Genomic DNA, 15,319 nt, shown 5'->3' on the forward strand with positions numbered 1-15,319 from the left:
GGCCGCCCCGAGGTCCGGGTCCTGCCGTCTCAGCTCGGTTCGGTGGGGAGGGTGGCGTGGATGGCGGGGAGGGTGGCGGCGCGGAAGGCGGCGTCCAACTCGGCGGGGGTGGCGGTGATCTCGCCGTCGGCCCAGGCGCGCACCAGCGCCATGAACGCGCCGACCACGCAGATCACCAGCAGGTCGAGCGATGGTCCCGGGCGGGCGCCGGCGGCGGTGAGCTCCTGGTGGACGGCCGTGCTGAGCACCTGCTCGCCGCGGGCCACGACCGGCTGCGCGCCGCGTCGCCCCAGCAGCGCCCGGAGCAGGCGTCCGTGTTCGTGCACGTGCTCGAACATCGGCAGGCTGAAGGCGAACAGCTCCGCCGGGCGGCCGGCCGGCGCGGCGTGCAGGAAGTCGAGCTGGTCGATGTTGCTGAGCAGCGCGTCCTTTTTGTCGGTGAAGTGGGCGTAGAAGGTCGAGCGGCCGACGTCGGCGCGGGCGATGATGTCGGTGACGGTGACCGCGTCGTACCCCTTCTCCAGGATGAGCGCCACCAGCGCATCCTGGACGGCCCGCCGAGTTCGCCGGACCCGCCGGTCTCCGGGGGCGGCCTGCGGGTGTCCGGAGGTCATTGGCCGGTCCGCTGAGACCACGTGCCGGTCCCCGGCGGCAGGCCTGATGTGATCTGGGGATCCTCGGGCATTTTCCGGCTCCTGTCCGGTACGGCACATCCGCGCGGATCTGCTCGTTGACCCCGTCAGCCTAACGGACGCACCATTCATAACCGAACAGGTTGTTCGGAAGGCGGAAGGGGAACGTCATGGGAATCGGCAAAGCACTGCGGCACGACCACGACGCCGGCGGCGGGACCATCGACCACCCGCGCGCCTACGAGGTCATGTCGTTCATCGGCTTCCTCGGCGGGCGACGTGCCGTCTTCACCCGGATCGCCGCACTGGCCGGGCCCCGGCCGGGCGAGCGCGTCCTGGACGTCGGCTGCGGCACCGGCTACCTCAGCAGGGTGATCGCCCCGGTCGTCACCCCGTCCGGCCACGTCACCGGGGTCGACGCCGCGCCCGCCATGGTGGAGTACTCCCGCCGCCGGGCTCCCGGCAACTGCGACTACGTGGTGGGCGAAGGGCAGGACCTGCCGTTCCCCGACGGCTCGTTCGACCTGGTGGTGTCCACCTTCGCCGTCCACCACATCCCCCCGGCGGCCCGCGCGGAGACCCTGCGGGAGATGTTCCGCGTGCTCCGGCCGGGCGGGCGGCTGCTGATCGCCGAGTTCCGCCCGCCGACCGGCCGGGTGTCCGGCCGCCTGATGAGCCTGGTGGCCGCCCCGGCCATGCGGAACACTCCGGGCGAGCTGCTGGGCACGCTGATCCCCGACGCGGGGTTCACGATCGACGCACAGGGCGACCTGAGCTCACTGCTGTACTACGTGCGGGCCGTACGCCCCGCCTAGCGCGGTGCCCGTCCCCGGCGCAGATGGTCAGCGCGGGAGTGCGGTCAGACGATGGGGGGGCGGCCGAGGCGGAGCATGCGCCAGGCGGTGCGCCACGCCATGGGGCGTCGCTCGCCGGCCGGCTCGCGCAGCCCTTCCTTGAACCCGCGGAACCACGACTTGATGGCCACGCCGGAGCGCTCGCGCACCACGGTCAGCAGCATCCAGTCGAGCAGGTAGAGCGCGGCCAGCAGCCAGGGAAGGTTGCGGCGGGCCAGCCACACCCGGTTGCGGGCGTTCAGCCGGTAGAAGTCGGCGTGCCGGGTGGGCGGCACCTGCGGGTGGTACATGACCGCGTCCGCGTCGTACTCGATGCGGTAGCCCTCACCGAGCAGCCGCCAGGCCAGGTCGGTCTCTTCGTGCGCGTAGAAGAACCGGCCGGGCAGGCCGCCCACCTGGAGGAACGCCGAACGCCTGATGGCGCAGGCCCCGCCGAGGAAGGTCGTGACCGGCGAGGAGCGCTGGGGGTCGCCGGCGCGCAACCGGGGCACGTGGCGCCGCTGGCCGACGCCGCCTTCGGGGTCCATCACGCGGAAGGAGATCACCGCCAGGTCGGGCTCGGCGGCGAAACGCTCGCGGACGTGCGCGGCGACCTTGTCGTCGGCGTACCAGCCGTCGTCGTCCAGGAAGAGCACGACGTCGCCGGTGCACTCGCGGACGCCGTGGTTGCGCCCCTCGGGGATGCCGACGTTGTGCGGGATGCGGACGGTGCGGACGGTGGCCGCGCCGTTCTGCGGCGCCGCGGCGAGCCGGGGCACGTCGGCGCCGTTGCCGACGACGATGACCTCGACGTCGCCGTCGGTCTGGGTCAGCGCGGACTCGACGGCCCGGTCAAGCTCGGCGAGGCGGTTACCCATGGTGAGGATGACACAAGAGATCTTCAACGCGTCATCGCCTCGACGCATGGAGAACGCATTGAATCATGTTCACCGAGTCTGTGTGAGCGGGCCATCGTGGGTGTCGCCGGGTACTGCGGACTAAGGGTATCGGAACTGCCAGCGAACCCCCGCCAAACGCTGGCGTAAGTCTGGTGGCGGCTCTTGACAGTGATACGACGCCGGTGAGCCGCCGCCGGTTCCGATGGGTTCGCAAGTCGGGGTGAACCCGACGAACCGCCCGGTGTCCGGTGGCGGCCGGACGCCGGGCGCGCGGACCAGCCGCGCCCCCGGCCGCCTCGGCACACACCCGCACTGGACCGCGCCCGGCTCATGTCAGTCCAGACGGCGGGACGCCAGGATGCTGACCAGGTGCAGGACGGTCTGCAGCACGGCGAACACGACGCAGGCGATGGTGAGCACCTGGGTGGCGGTCTGGCCGCCGGCGATCGCGTCCCAGAGGGCGGCGAGCACCGCGATGATCGACAGCTCCACGGCCTGGATGACCCGGTGGAAGCGCAGCGCCGCCACGATCTTGCGTGCCGCGCCCAGGCGCCGCGAACGGAAGTGCTCGGCCGCGGCCTCCGTCGTGGCCACCAGCCCGGAACGGGCCCGGGCGACGTCCACCAGGTCGGTCTCGGACTTGATCAGGATCGCGCCGAGGGCGGCGGCGAACCCGAGCACGGTGTACCAGTCGGGCAGCGTCTCGGAGGCCCGGAACCCCAGGCCGATGAGCAGCGCCGCCTCGGCGAAGTAGTGCCCCACCCGGTCGAGGTACACGCCGGTGATGGACGTGCGGTGCGTCCACCGGGCCAGCTCGCCGTCGGAGCAGTCGAGCAGCAGGTAGATCTGGATGAGCACGGCCGCGGCGACCGCCGCCCACAGGCCGGGCAGCGCGAGCACCACCCCGGCCAGCAGCCCGAAGAGGATCATCAGGCCGGTGACCTGGTTCGGCGAGATGGGCGTACGCGCCAGCGCCCACGTCACGTAGATCGAGAGCCTGCGCATGTAGAGCGCGCCCGCCCAGTGCTCGCCGGAGTTGCGCTCCATGGTGCTGTGCGGCTGGGCGACCGCGCGCAGCTCAATGACCGACGGCCCGGACATATTCCTCCACCCGGTCGTGCACCTCGGTCTCGGACAGACGCAGGTGCTCAAGGATCGTGTACCGCCCGGGGCGGGTGGACGGGGCCAGCATCACCGCTTCGGTGAACTGCTCGGCCGTCAGCCCGACGTCGTACGGGGTCACCGGCAGGCCGTGACGGCGCAGGCAGCCGGTCACGAGCGACAGCCGGGGCGCGTCCTCCCGCAGGAAGAAGCAGAAGGCCGCTCCGATGCCGGCGAGCTCGCCGTGGTTGGAGGTGCCGGGAAAAAGCTGATCCACGGCATGCAGGATCTCATGATCTCCACCGCTGCTGGGACGTGACGAACCCGCCACGACCATGCACATGCCGGACAGGATCAGCGCCTCGGCGAGGACGGTCAGGAACGCGTCCGACTCGATCGAGTCGGACCGGCCGAGAACGGCCTCGGCGCTGGTGCGCGACATGGACACGGCCAGGCCGTCGATCGGCTCCCCGCGCTCGACGTTGCCGAGCTGCCAGTCTTCGATCGCGGACAGGTTGCTGATCACGTCGCCCACACCCGAGCGCACCAGCTGCGACGGCGCCCCGTGGACGAAGTCCAGGTCGACGAGGATCGCGAGCGGCATCGGCACCCCGAACGAGCCCTTGCCGCCCTCGTGCTCCAGGGAGGAGACCGGGGAGCAGATGCCGTCGTGGGAGAGGTTGGTGGCCACGGCCACCATGGGGATGCCGGCGAGCGAGGCGGCGTACTTGGTCACGTCGATCGTCTTGCCGCCGCCGATGCCGACCACGGCCTCGTACGCGCCCTTGCGCAGGTCGGCGCCGAGTGCGACCGCGGCGTCCACCGACCCGTCGGGGACCCGGAAGACCTCGGCGTCGACCAGCGTCGGCGCGATCAGGCCGCTGATCGCGTCACCCTGCCCGGCGCCGACCGCGACCGCGACCCGCCCGGAGGTGGCCACCCGGCTGTCGGCGAGCAGCGCGCCGAGCTGGGCCACCGCGCCGCGGCGGACCTCGACGGTCAGCGGGGCGGTGAGCATTCGTGCTAGCAGCGGCATGCGGTCTCCCGTAGCCCGTTCCGGGCGATCGTCCCGGGGCGGGATCGTCTCCCGGCCCGGGGTCTCGTCCCGGCGCGGACCGGCGTGCCCGCCGGCGCCGGCTCGGCTAGTAGGTGCACGCGATCTCCCGGGCTCTGGCGAGGTCGTCGTGGTTGTCCACTTCCACCCAGTCGACCTTGCCGATGGGCGCGACGGAGATCTTCTCACCCCGGGCGACCATCTCGCCGTAGCCGTCCTCGTAGTACAGCTGGGGGTCGCGCTCGAAGGTGGCCTTCAGCGCGTCGGCCAGGCGCTCGGCCGCGCCGGGCCGGATCAGCGTGGCGCCGATGTACTCACCGTAGGCGTCCGCGGGATCCATCAGCTTGGTGATGCGGCGCAGGTGGCCGCCCTCGTCGAGGGTGACCTTCATCTCCTCGTCGGCGAGCTTCTTCACGTCGTCCACGGCGAGGAGGATGTCGCTGGTCTCCGGCGCGGAGAGCAGGGTGCGCTCGACCGAGACGGGGTGCACGGTGTCGCCGTTCACCAGCAGCGCGCCCTGCGAGAAGTGGTCGCGCGCGCACCACAGGGAGTAGGCGTTGTTCCACTCCTCGGCCTTGTCGTTGTGCACGAGAGTGAGCTTCACGTCGTGCCGCCGCTCGAGATCGGCCTTGCGGTCGTGGACCGCCTGCGCCGCGTAGCCGACGATCACCACGACCTCCCGGAGGTCCACCGCCGCGAGGTTACGCAGAGCGATGTCCAGAATCGTGGTCTCCCCGTCGACCGGCACGAGCGCTTTCGGCAGCGTGTCGGTGTACGGCCGCAGGCGTCGTCCGGCCCCGGCGGCCAGCACCATTCCCAGCAACGTGCACTCCTCAGTCAAGCCAGAATCCGTAGGCCAAAGGTTAGTTGCCTGGGAGCCGTGATCGTGTAATCGCCGGTTCACCTATTCCGTTCCCCGACCAAACGTTGGCAATGGCGGTGCGTGGCGCCCCGCGTGTCCCGCTCAGTCCTGGGCGCCGAGGTCGGCCGCCTCGACGCCCGATCTGGGCGCGGCCATCCAGCAGGTGACGCTCTCCCAGCAGAACAGCCCGGCCAGGTAGACCGCCATGAGCGCGAACACCGGCGTGACGATGCCGAGCAACGCGCCGAGGGCCACCAGCAGCATGCGGCCCTCCCAGCCCAGACCGGCCGAGGCCAGCCAGGGCGGCGGGTAGACGTGCTGACGGTAGCGGTAGACGACGTCGTAGTGGTGGAACAGGATCGCGCCGAGCAGGGCGTACACCAGCACCCTGGGCACCCCCCAGGCGAAGCCCACGGAGGCCACGAAGCCGTACTCGGTGAGGCGCAGGATCGGCGGCACCAGCCAGTCGAGCCGTCCGTCGTGCGGGTGCGAACTGCCCGGCCCGGCCAGCATCAGCGCGACGGCGGGTGCGAAGACGGCGGGCCCGTCGGCGCCCGCCACGCCGAGCAGGAGCATCACCCCGGTCACGAACGCCCCGGCCAGCGCGGGCGGCAGCGGTGGGAGCTGGCCCGCGACCAGCAGGCCCATGCCGCGCGACAGGACCCCGTCGTCGCGGTAGGCGGCCACCGAACCGCGCGGCACCCGGGTCATGTGGACCGTGGTCATGCTCATAGGGACCTCGCGAAGCGGCCGGTCAGGGTGTACAGGGCGGCCAGGCCGCCCCACGCGAGGAGCGCGAGGAAGGTCACGCGCCCGTTGAACAGGGCCGCCGTCACCGCGATCAGCAGCATGCGCTCGCCGATCGGCAGCACGACGATCTTCTTCAGCCAGCGCGACGCGGTGTTGCGGTCGAGCCGCGCCGACAGGCGCACCACCAGGCCGCCGCCCCCGCGCCGCCGTGTCACCGCTGCTTCGCCCGCCGAGGCTCCCGCGCGCGGGGCCGGCAGGTCGAGCGAACCGCCGTGCCCCGGGCGCTCCCAGATCGGGTCGATGCCCGCCGCGTCCGCCCGCGCGCCCGCGTACGAGAAGTCGATCATGTGGCGGATGGCCTGGAGCAGCATGGCCGCCACCGCCAGGGCCCAGATGCCCTCCGGACCGGTGACACCGCCTTCCGCGGCCCCGGCGTACCCCACCGCGAGCCCGACGTACACCACGTACTCCTTGACCCGGTCGAAGGTGGCGTCCAGCCAGGCGCCGAGCGGCGAGAAGGCACGGGTGTAGCGGGCGAGCTGCCCGTCCACGCAGTCGAGCACGAACGACAGGTAGAGCAGCACCGCGCCCACGAGCTGCGCGCGCCGCTGCCCGGCGGAGAAGGCCACCGCGGCCAGGCCCGCCAGCCCCACGGAAAGACCCGTCACGGCGTTCGGCGTGAGCCCGGCACGCGCCGCCAGGCGTACCAGACGCCCCGACCAGGAGCTGACGAGGAAGGTCGCGGCGAAGCCGTCCTCGGACTTGACGGCGGCGGCCAGCCGGGCGCGGTCTTCGTCCACCTCGGCGAGGTGGGCGATCGCGGCATCGGCCTCGCGCTGCCCGGTCACCCTGGTGCAGTGCAGGAGCCCGAGGGGCACCGCCCGGACGGCCACCCCCACCCGGACCAGCCCGGCCAGCAGCAGCTCGGTCACCTCGGCCTCGCCGGCCGAGCCGAGGCGTCGGTCGCCCGCCAGGTTGGCGAGCTCCTCGGCCACCTCGGCGAAGCTCGCCAGGTCGGCCTGCGCCACGTGCAGCACGCCCTGGAATCGGGCGTTCGGCGCGGTCACGGTGTGGAAGGAGTTGCCCGCGGCGACCACCCGCCCGCGCTCGGCGCGCACCGGCGCGCGGACGCCGCCCGCGCCGTGCCCGGGCTCGGCGGCGATCAGGACCGCGGTGCCGCGCGCGGGGTCGTCGAGCAGCAGGGCCAGCGCCTCGGTGTGCGCCACCAGGTCGCCGGGCAGCACGGCCACCGGCCCTTCGCCGGCCCGGGCCGCGGCGGCCACCGCCCGCAGGTCACCGGGCAGCCCGGAGCTGCGCACCCGGTCGGGACGGGGCAGGCCGGGCAACGACTCCTCCCCGCCCAGCAGGCCGGGAAGGGACTCAAGGGACTCATCCGGTCTCGCGGCGGCCACGCCGTCAGAACCGCCGGGAGCATCGGGCGCGAGGAGGCCGGGTACGGAGATGTCCGGCTCGCTGAGGCCCGACGCGGAGATGTCCGTGCCCGCGACCTCCCGGGCCAGGTCGTCCGGGAGAGGCGCGTCCGGCGGCGGACCGTCCGTACGCCGGACGACTTCGGGTACGTCAGGGGTGAGGGTGTCCGGTGACGCAGTGCCCGTACGCGGGACGACGGCCTCGGGTGGTACGCCGGAAGGCGCCGCGACCTGCGCGGACTGCTCCGCGGAGTGTGCGGGCCATCGGGGGACGGGGACCGGCGGGGCGTTCCCCGCCGGTTGGGCGTGACCGGCCCGGGTCGCCAGCGCGGGGCTGAGCACGGCCCTGGTCACCACGTGCAGCCGCCCGGCCTCCAGCGTGACGAGCTGGTCGGCCAGCCGCTCGACGAGAGTGCCTTCCGCGCACTCCAGCCGGGTCTGCGGGGTCGTGGCGAGCACCACGGCGACGACCGGCGACGACCGCCTGCCAGGCGGCCGGCCCGGACGGCTCACGGCCCCCCGCGCGCCACTGCCGGCGCCCGGCGGCCGTTCGGGAGGCGGGTACGCGGATGCGGGCAAACCAGGGGCTCCTTCCGCGACCGGGGATCGTCCACCCCGCAAAGTAACCGAGCCGTCACGGCCCTTGCAATCCCATCGGCCCGGTTCTCTGGCGCGCCGCAGGTCACGCTCCCCGGAACGCCGCCGCGAAGCCGGAGCGCCGGGCACGGAACGTGACGGATGACCACCGGGCGCGATCGGCCGCGGCAGGAGCCGGCACGGGGAGTGGAGACGGCGTCGGCCGCGGGTAGGGGTGGGTGAGGTCAGTAAGGTCTGCGGTGGAACCAGGAGCAGGAGGAAGTCGTCACCTTGGCCGCACAGGAACCACGCCTGCGGACCGTCGGAGTGGTGCTCGCCGGCGGCGTCGGGCAGCGCGTCGGGCTCGGCACGCCCAAGCAGCTCATCGAGATCGCCGGTCGCACCATCCTCGAACACACGCTGTCCGTATTCGAGAGCGCGCCCGAGATCGACGAGATCGTCGTACTGATGGCACCCGGCCACGTCGCCGAGGCCGAGCGGGTGGTCCGGCGTGGCGGCTTCCGCAAGGTGACCAAGGTCGTGGCGGGCGGGGCGAGCCGTCCGGAGTCCACCTGGCGCGCGCTCCAGGCGCTCGGCCAAGGCGACTGCGACGTCCTGCTGCACGACGCGGTGCGCCCGCTGGTGGAGCCGCGCATCATCTCCGAGTGCGTCGAGGCGCTGCGGACGCACCGGGCGGTGGGGGTCGCCATCCCCTCCTCCGACACGATGGTGGTCGCCGTCCCGGGCCCGGATCGGGAGACCATCGGCGCGGCCCCCGACCGGTCGCTGCTGCGGCGCAGCCAGACCCCGCAGTGCTTCCGGCTCTCGGTGATCCGCGAGGCGTACGAGAGGGCCTTCGCCGACCCGGAGTTCGAGAAGCGGCCGGCCACCGACGACTGCGGCGTCGTCCTGCGGTACCTCCCCGAGGTCCCCATCTGCATCGTGCCGGGCAGCGAGCACAATCTGAAGGTCACCCACCCGGTGGACCTGCACATCGCCGAGAGGCTCTTCCAGCTCGCCGCCGACGCCGTGGCAGAGCCGCAGGACCCGGCCGCGTACCGCGAGGCGTTGACGGGGAGCACGGTGGTCGTCTTCGGCGGCGAGCACGGCGCCGGCGTCGCGGAACTCGCGGCCGGGTACGGCGCCGCCGTGCACGCGTTCGCGGGCGGGCCGGGCGGCGTCCGCGTGACGGACCCGCTCGCGGTCGCCGAGGCCCTCGACCGGGCGGCCAAGGAGAGCGGCCGCATCGACCATGTGGTGTACGCCGCCGAGGTGTCCTACCTGGGCGGGCTGAGCGAGGCCGACGACGCCGCCGTCGCGGAGACGGTCGCGGCCGGTCACCTGGGCGCGGTCACCGTCGCCCGCGCGGCCCTGCGCCACCTCCGCGAATCCGGTGGCCACCTCCTGCTGACCATCTCCCCGGCCGGGTACGCGCGCCCCGGCGCGGCACGGCCACACGTCCCATCCGGCGACCTGTCCGGCTCACGGTCCGGCGGACAGGCGGGCCCCGCGTCCGGCGACCCGTCAGGCTCACGGTCCGGCGGACAGGCGGGCCCCGCGTCCGGTAGCGGGGATCAGGCGGGCTCCAGCCTGTACGCCTCGGCCCGCGCCGCCGTGGCCGCCCTCGCCCGCGCGCTCGCGGACGAGTGGGCCGAGTACGGAGTGCGGGTCGACTGCGTGACCGCCGGCGACACCACTCCCGTACGCCCGCCCCTCTCCGGCCGCTCCCCCGCCGACGCGCCCCCGCGCACCCTCGCGCAGGCCGCCATCGGCCTGCTCGCCTCCCCCGGGACCGGCCGCGTCATAGAGACCCACTGACCCCGCCGCACGCGACGGCGCCGGGGAAAGACACTCGCTGCTAGATCATTCGCGCGCCATACCGCGCGTTCGATCTTGCACCTGCGGGGAGGAAGCGCCCGGCCCGGCCCGGTGGTGGGCCGGGCCGGGAGAGGCTTGTGGTCAGGCGGGTGGGGTGGGGGTGCTCGGGGTGGTGTGGGCGGGGCGGGGAGCCTTGCTGAGGCCGGGCGGGCTGGTGAGGAAGCCCCAGCCCCACGACAGGTGCATGGTGGCGTACACCAGCGGCAGCCGGGCCAGCGCGGCGGTGGGCAGACCGCGGCCGGTGGCGAGCGAGCCGGCGAGGATGGCGGCGAGGTAGGCGCCGGGGATCAGCAGGCCGGGCCAGTAGAACGGCGAGATGAGCACCCCGAGCAGCATCGCCGCCACCGCGAGCGGCGGCGCGAGGTAGCGCAGGTTGATGGTGCCCTCGTGGGTGCGCGCCACGACCCTGCGCCAGCGCCCGTAGTGGAAGTACTGCTTGGCCAGCGCGCGGACGTTGGGCCGGGGCCGGTAGGAGACGCGCATGCGCGGCTGGAACCACACCAGGCCGCCGGTCTCGCGGATGCGGTGGTTCATCTCCCAGTCCTGCGCGCGCTGGAAGTGCTCGTCGTAGCCGCCGACGCGCTCCAGCGCCTCGCGCCGGAAGACGCCGAGGTAGACGGTGTCGGCCGGGCCGGCCTGCCCGCCGGTGTGGAAGCGCGCGTTGCCCACGCCGATCTTGGAGGTCATGGCGCGGGCCACGGCCTGCTCGAACGGCGTGACGCCCTCGGCGGCCATGATGCCGCCCACGTTGTCGGCGCCGGTGCTCTCCAGCGTCTCGACGGCGACCCGCAGGTAGTCCTCCGGGAGCATGGCGTGCCCGTCGACGCGGGCGATGATCCCGTTGCGGGACGCACCGATCGCGGCGTTGAGCGCGTTCGGCGTGCGTCCGGTCGGGTTGGGCACGACCGTCACACGGGGGTCCTCGGCCGCGAGGGCGTCGGCGACCTCCTGGGTGCGGTCCTGGGACGGGCCGATGGCGAGGACGACCTCGATGGGACCGTCGTAACGTTGGGCGAGGACCTGCCGGACGGCCTCACGCAGGTGCCGTTCTTCGTTGAGCACCGGCATGATGACCGAGATCGGCGGCCAGACGCGGGTGCTCTGGCCGGTCAGGGGCGAGTCGGGGAACTCCTTCATGGCGGCGCTCACGCTACTGTACGAGCGGGTGGGGACGGCAACCCATCGGCCGGCGCACACGTCCCCACCGGTGGGCGTTCGACACGCGGAGGAGGCCGCCAGGTGACCGACGACGACTCCGGCGTGCACGTCGGCGGTGATTCCTATGGCGGCGTCCGGCTGTCCCCCCGCCGCACCAAGCGGGCCAGGGCGGGGCTGCGCGGCCTGGTCGTCAGCGGGACGCTGTCCGCCACGGTCCTTCTCGGGTCGGGGGTGTCGTGGTTCCTGTCGGCCTACGCGGCCGGCCAGATCAAGCCGGTCGAGGCGGGGACGGTGGAGTCCGACGCCACCGGCGCGATGAACATCCTGCTGGTCGGGGTGGACAAGCGGGACGATCTCACCCGGCGGCAGCAGAACCAGCTCCATCTCGGCCGGGAGGTCGGCCAGCGTACCGACACCATCATGGTGATCCGCCTCTCCGAGGACCACTCGAAGATCACCGTGGTGAGCATCCCCCGGGACAGCTGGGTGGACATCCCCGGCAAGGGCCAACACAAGATCAACTCGGCGTACTCCCTGGGCGGCGCCCCGCTCGCCGTCCGCACCATCCGCGATCTCACCGGGCTGACCATCAACCACTACGTCGAGGTCAACGTCCTCGGGTTCATCAACGTCGTGGACGCCCTCGGCGGCATCTCGGTCTGCACCCCGGTCGCCATCGACGACCAGCACACCGGCTTCAAGCTCCAGCCGGGCACCTACGAGCTGGACGGGGCGAAGGCGCTGTTCTACGCGCGCACCCGCGCCACCGCCCGGTCCGACCTCGACCGCATCGACCGCCAGCAGCAGGTCATCTCGGCCCTGCTGCAGCGCGCGCTCAGCGGCGGCACGCTGACCAATCCCGGCAAGCTCTTCGGGCTGGTCTCCTCGACCCTGAAGACCCTCACCGTCGACCAGGCGCTCGCGAACGACCTGGTCGGACTGGCCGAGCAGCTCAAGGACGTGTCCACCGACGATGTGACCTTCACCACGGTGCCGCTGGCCGACGTCGACTACAAGACCCCCACCGGGGAGTCGGCGGTGCTGTGGGACAAGCCGGCGGCGCGCGACCTGTTCCGGCGCATCGAGGCCGACGAGTCCCTGGTCAAGCCCGCGCCGTCCAAGAGCGCCACCGCGTCCGCCTCGCCCACGCCGTCGGCCTCGGCGACGGCGCTCACCATCGCGCCCTCGCGCATCGCGGTGCGCGTGCTCAACGGCACCGCGATCACGGGCCTCGGCGCGCGGACGAAGAACGACCTGCTGAAGGGCGGTTTCCTGGTGCCGTCCGCGCCCGGCGACGTCACGCCACGAGACCAGGTGGACACCCTGGTCCGCTACCCTGCCGGGCGCGAAGACTCGGCCCGTACGGTCGCCGCCGCCATCCCGGGCGCCAAGCTGCGCCAGGCGGACGTCTCGGGCATCGAGGTGGTCGTCGGCACGAAGTACTCCGGCGTCAAGAAGGTCACCGTGGCGGAGGCGACCCCGTCGAGCTCCCCCACGCCCTCCTCGGCGCCCGTGGCCCGCACGGCCACGCAGAACATCTGCAAGAAGTGACTCCACCTCCGCCGGGCGGTCGATCGGCCGGCGGCCGCGTGTACGAGCACGAAGCGGCCCGGCCGTGACGGGTGCCGTTGACATCCGCCGGGCACGCGCGCGACCGTGATCCTGATCGTTCGCGGCCGTGGGGAGGGCGAGGCTTGGGCGTGAACGTCGTGCCGCCGCTTCCTTCCGGCTCGGTTCCCCCGGGGACGGGAGCCCCCGCGCCGCCGCGGCCGGACGCGGCCGTGCCGTCCACGCCGGGCGAGGTGCGGGCCCTGCTCGACGACGCCGAGCGCCTGCTGAGCGCCGCCCGGGCTCTGCTCGATGACGACGCCGCCGCCCGCACCGCCGTCCAGCGCGCTCTGAGCGCCCTGCGATCCCGCGCGGCGCGCGCGGACCTGGCCGCCATCCCGTCCGCGCGGCTGAAGGACGTCACCGACGGGCGGCTGCGGCTCGGCGTCCTGGAACAGGCCGGGTACCGCACGGTTCTCGACATCCTGGACGCCACCCCGTACGCGCTGCAGTTGCTCCCGGGCATCGGCGCGCGCACCGCGGCGCAGGTGCACGCCGCCGCCGCGCAGATCGCCCGGGCCGCCGAAGAGACCGTGGCCGTGCGCATCGACGTCGACCATCGCGAGGCCGAGACCACCCATCTGCTGATCGCGCTGCACCGGCTGGTGTCGGCCGGCCCCGACCTGCCGCGGGCGCAGCGGGCGGCCGGAGCCGTGCGGGAGGAGCTGGCGGCGCTCCTGCCCGCCGCGCAGCCCGCGCGCGGCCGGGTGCGCATGCTGCTCGCGGGGCGAGAGGGCCGCCACCGGGCGCGGGAGGCCGTCGCGGAGGTGGCGGGCCTGCTGGCGGCGGCACGCGCGTCCGGCACGCCTCTGCTGCTCGGCCAGACGTCGGTCGACCTGCTCCGCCCGCCGCCCTCCGACATCGAGGCCTGGTCGGACTTCGAGCTGCGCCCGCCCGAGTACTACAACCTGCTGGCCGAGATCGCCGCCCTGGAACCCGACCGGGTGGCGGCCGAGGGCTTCCTGCCCGACTCGGTCTCGACGCGGGTGCGGGCCCAGGCGCTGGACGACACGCACCGCCGGGTGTCGCTGCGCGGCTACCAGGCGTTCGGCGCCCGCTTCGCGCTCACCCAGCGGCGGGTGATCCTGGGCGACGAGATGGGCCTGGGCAAGACCGTCCAGGCCATCGCCGCCATGGCGCACCTCTGGTCGTGCGGGGAACGGCACTTCCTGGTCGCCTGCCCGGCGAGCGTCGTGATCAACTGGACGCGGGAGGTCGAGGCGCGAAGCACGCTGGCCGCCTACCGGCTGCACGGCCCCGACCGGGCGGCGGGCCTGGCCGAGTGGATCCGCGCGGGCGGCGTCGCGGTGACCACGATCGACTCCCTGCACCGGCTGCCGGTGCCGGCCGACGTGGCGCTCGGCATGCTGGTCGTGGACGAGGCACACTACGTCAAGAACCCGGCGGCGCGCCGGTCCCAGGCGGTGGCCGAGTGGTGCGCCCGCACCGAGCGGGTGCTGTTCATGACCGGTACGCCGATGGAGAACCGCGTCGAGGAGTTCCGCAGCCTGGTCGGCCACCTGCGGCCCGACATGGTGCCCGAGATCCGCGGCAGCGACGCGGCGGCGGGCGCGCAGTCCTTCCGCAGGGCCGTGGCCCCGGTCTACCTGCGGCGTAACCAGGAGGACGTGCTCACCGAGCTGCCCGAGGTCGTCCTGGTCGACGAGTGGGAGGAGTTCAGCCGGACCGACCTCGCCGCGTACCGGGCGGCGGTGGCCGAGGGCAACTTCATGGCGATGCGCCGGGCCGCCTACGCCGTGCCGGGGACCTCCGCCAAGCTCCAGCGGCTGCTGGAGCTGGTCGAGGAGGCGGCGGGCAGCGGCCGGAAGGTCGTCGTCTTCTCCTACTTCCGGGACGTGGTGGCCGCGGTGCACGAGGCGCTCGGCGGCCGGGCGCACGGGCCGATCTCCGGCGGGCAGTCATCGGCCGCCCGCCAGCGGGCCGTCGACACGTTCACGGCGGCGCCGGGGCACGCGGTGCTGCTGAGCCAGATCCAGGCCGGCGGACTGGGGCTCAACCTCCAGGCCGCCTCGGTCGTGATCATCTGCGAGCCGCAGGTCAAGCCGACCCTGGAGAGCCAGGCGATCGGACGGGCGCACCGCATGGGGCAGACCCGCAGGGTGCGGGTCCACCGCCTGCTGACGACCGACAGCGTGGACCAGCGGATGCTGGACATCCTGCGGGGCAAGACGAAGATCTTCGATGTGTACGCCAGGCACAGCGACCTGGCCGCCTCGACTCCGGACGCCATCGACGTCTCCGAGCAGACGCTCGCCCGGCGGATCGTCGAGGAGGAGCAAGTCCGCCTCGACCTGCCCCCCGCCGCCGCTCCGCCACCGGAGGACCCCATCGCGGAAAACGCGGCCGGCTGAGGTCCACGCGACCCCGGACACCTGCCGAACTCCCGGAGGCACCTCCTGCCGACCCTACGCCTGCCGGGTTCCCGGAAGACATGTCCGCACAAAGGCACCCGGCGAGGACCACCCCCGGAGGAACCGGGCCGGGACCCGATGAGACCGGGGGTACCGACGCCTCCCC

The 15,319-nt window shown here is 73.3% G+C and carries 12 protein-coding genes; 4 read left to right on the forward strand and 8 right to left on the reverse strand.

The features are described from left to right. Nucleotides 1-29 precede the first annotated feature (29 nt). Nucleotides 30-536, reverse strand: a complete 507-nt coding sequence (locus IEY93_RS37745; protein WP_203968327.1) for a TetR/AcrR family transcriptional regulator — start codon at nt 534-536, stop codon at nt 30-32. A 266-nt stretch (nt 537-802) separates the two neighbouring features. Here IEY93_RS37745 and IEY93_RS02640 point away from each other — a divergent pair, with 266 nt between their 5' ends. Beyond that, nucleotides 803-1,447 (forward strand): class I SAM-dependent methyltransferase, encoded by a 645-nt coding sequence (locus IEY93_RS02640; RefSeq protein ID WP_189161305.1) that lies wholly within the window; start codon nt 803-805, stop codon nt 1,445-1,447. 44 nt (nt 1,448-1,491) lie between these two features. Here the strand turns inward: IEY93_RS02640 and IEY93_RS02645 are convergent, their stop codons facing one another. From IEY93_RS02645 to IEY93_RS37750, 6 genes are all read right to left on the reverse strand, one after another. After that, nucleotides 1,492-2,391: a glycosyltransferase family 2 protein gene (locus tag IEY93_RS02645; RefSeq protein ID WP_189161306.1), complete on the reverse strand. Its 900-nt coding sequence runs from the start codon at nt 2,389-2,391 to the stop codon at nt 1,492-1,494. Between the two features lie 306 nt (nt 2,392-2,697). Continuing rightward, nucleotides 2,698-3,465, reverse strand: a complete 768-nt coding sequence (locus IEY93_RS02650) for a CDP-alcohol phosphatidyltransferase family protein (protein ID WP_189161307.1) — start codon at nt 3,463-3,465, stop codon at nt 2,698-2,700. Further along, nucleotides 3,443-4,483 (reverse strand): iron-containing alcohol dehydrogenase family protein, encoded by a 1,041-nt coding sequence (locus tag IEY93_RS02655; protein WP_189161387.1) that lies wholly within the window; start codon nt 4,481-4,483, stop codon nt 3,443-3,445. Before IEY93_RS02655 ends, IEY93_RS02650 begins: the two co-directional genes overlap by 23 nt. Before the next feature lie 124 nt (nt 4,484-4,607). Next, nucleotides 4,608-5,342, reverse strand: a complete 735-nt coding sequence (locus IEY93_RS02660) for a phosphocholine cytidylyltransferase family protein (protein WP_189161308.1) — start codon at nt 5,340-5,342, stop codon at nt 4,608-4,610. A gap of 141 nt (nt 5,343-5,483) precedes the next feature. Then, complete coding sequence (locus IEY93_RS39255) at nt 5,484-6,107, reverse strand: DUF5941 domain-containing protein (protein WP_189161309.1); 624 nt, start codon at nt 6,105-6,107, stop codon at nt 5,484-5,486. 2 nt (nt 6,108-6,109) lie between these two features. Beyond that, complete coding sequence (locus tag IEY93_RS37750) at nt 6,110-8,140, reverse strand: CDP-alcohol phosphatidyltransferase family protein (protein ID WP_268241518.1); 2,031 nt, start codon at nt 8,138-8,140, stop codon at nt 6,110-6,112. Between the two features lie 288 nt (nt 8,141-8,428). Here IEY93_RS37750 and IEY93_RS02675 point away from each other — a divergent pair, with 288 nt between their 5' ends. Then, the gene (locus tag IEY93_RS02675; protein ID WP_229690796.1) at nt 8,429-9,955 is read left to right on the forward strand and encodes a bifunctional cytidylyltransferase/SDR family oxidoreductase; all 1,527 of its coding nucleotides are present in this window, start codon (nt 8,429-8,431) and stop codon (nt 9,953-9,955) included. A gap of 141 nt (nt 9,956-10,096) precedes the next feature. Here IEY93_RS02675 and IEY93_RS02680 read toward each other — a convergent pair whose 3' ends face one another. Next, on the reverse strand, nt 10,097-11,152 hold the full coding sequence (locus IEY93_RS02680) for a glycosyltransferase family 2 protein (RefSeq protein ID WP_189161389.1): 1,056 nt from the start codon (nt 11,150-11,152) through the stop codon (nt 10,097-10,099). A 102-nt stretch (nt 11,153-11,254) separates the two neighbouring features. Between IEY93_RS02680 and IEY93_RS02685 the strand changes: the two genes are divergently transcribed. Beyond that, nucleotides 11,255-12,724 carry an LCP family protein gene (locus IEY93_RS02685; RefSeq protein WP_189161310.1) on the forward strand — a complete coding sequence of 490 codons (1,470 nt, stop codon included), beginning with the start codon at nt 11,255-11,257 and terminating at the stop codon, nt 12,722-12,724. Between the two features lie 149 nt (nt 12,725-12,873). Continuing rightward, nucleotides 12,874-15,153 carry a DEAD/DEAH box helicase gene (locus IEY93_RS02690; protein WP_229690811.1) on the forward strand — a complete coding sequence of 760 codons (2,280 nt, stop codon included), beginning with the start codon at nt 12,874-12,876 and terminating at the stop codon, nt 15,151-15,153. Nucleotides 15,154-15,319 lie beyond the last annotated feature (166 nt).

It is taken from the genome of Sphaerisporangium melleum (assembly GCF_014646695.1).
Lineage (GTDB): Bacteria > Actinomycetota > Actinomycetes > Streptosporangiales > Streptosporangiaceae > Sphaerisporangium > Sphaerisporangium melleum.

Coding starts and splice junctions, on each gene's coding strand:
- IEY93_RS39255 (WP_189161309.1), bottom strand. CDS start 6,107: ATGACCACGGTCCACATGACCCGGGTGCCGCGCGGTTCGGTGGCCGCC.
- IEY93_RS02640 (WP_189161305.1), top strand. CDS start 803: ATGGGAATCGGCAAAGCACTGCGGCACGACCACGACGCCGGCGGCGGG.
- IEY93_RS02655 (WP_189161387.1), bottom strand. CDS start 4,483: ATGCTCACCGCCCCGCTGACCGTCGAGGTCCGCCGCGGCGCGGTGGCC.
- IEY93_RS02680 (WP_189161389.1), bottom strand. CDS start 11,152: ATGAAGGAGTTCCCCGACTCGCCCCTGACCGGCCAGAGCACCCGCGTC.
- IEY93_RS02645 (WP_189161306.1), bottom strand. CDS start 2,391: ATGCGTCGAGGCGATGACGCGTTGAAGATCTCTTGTGTCATCCTCACC.
- IEY93_RS02650 (WP_189161307.1), bottom strand. CDS start 3,465: ATGTCCGGGCCGTCGGTCATTGAGCTGCGCGCGGTCGCCCAGCCGCAC.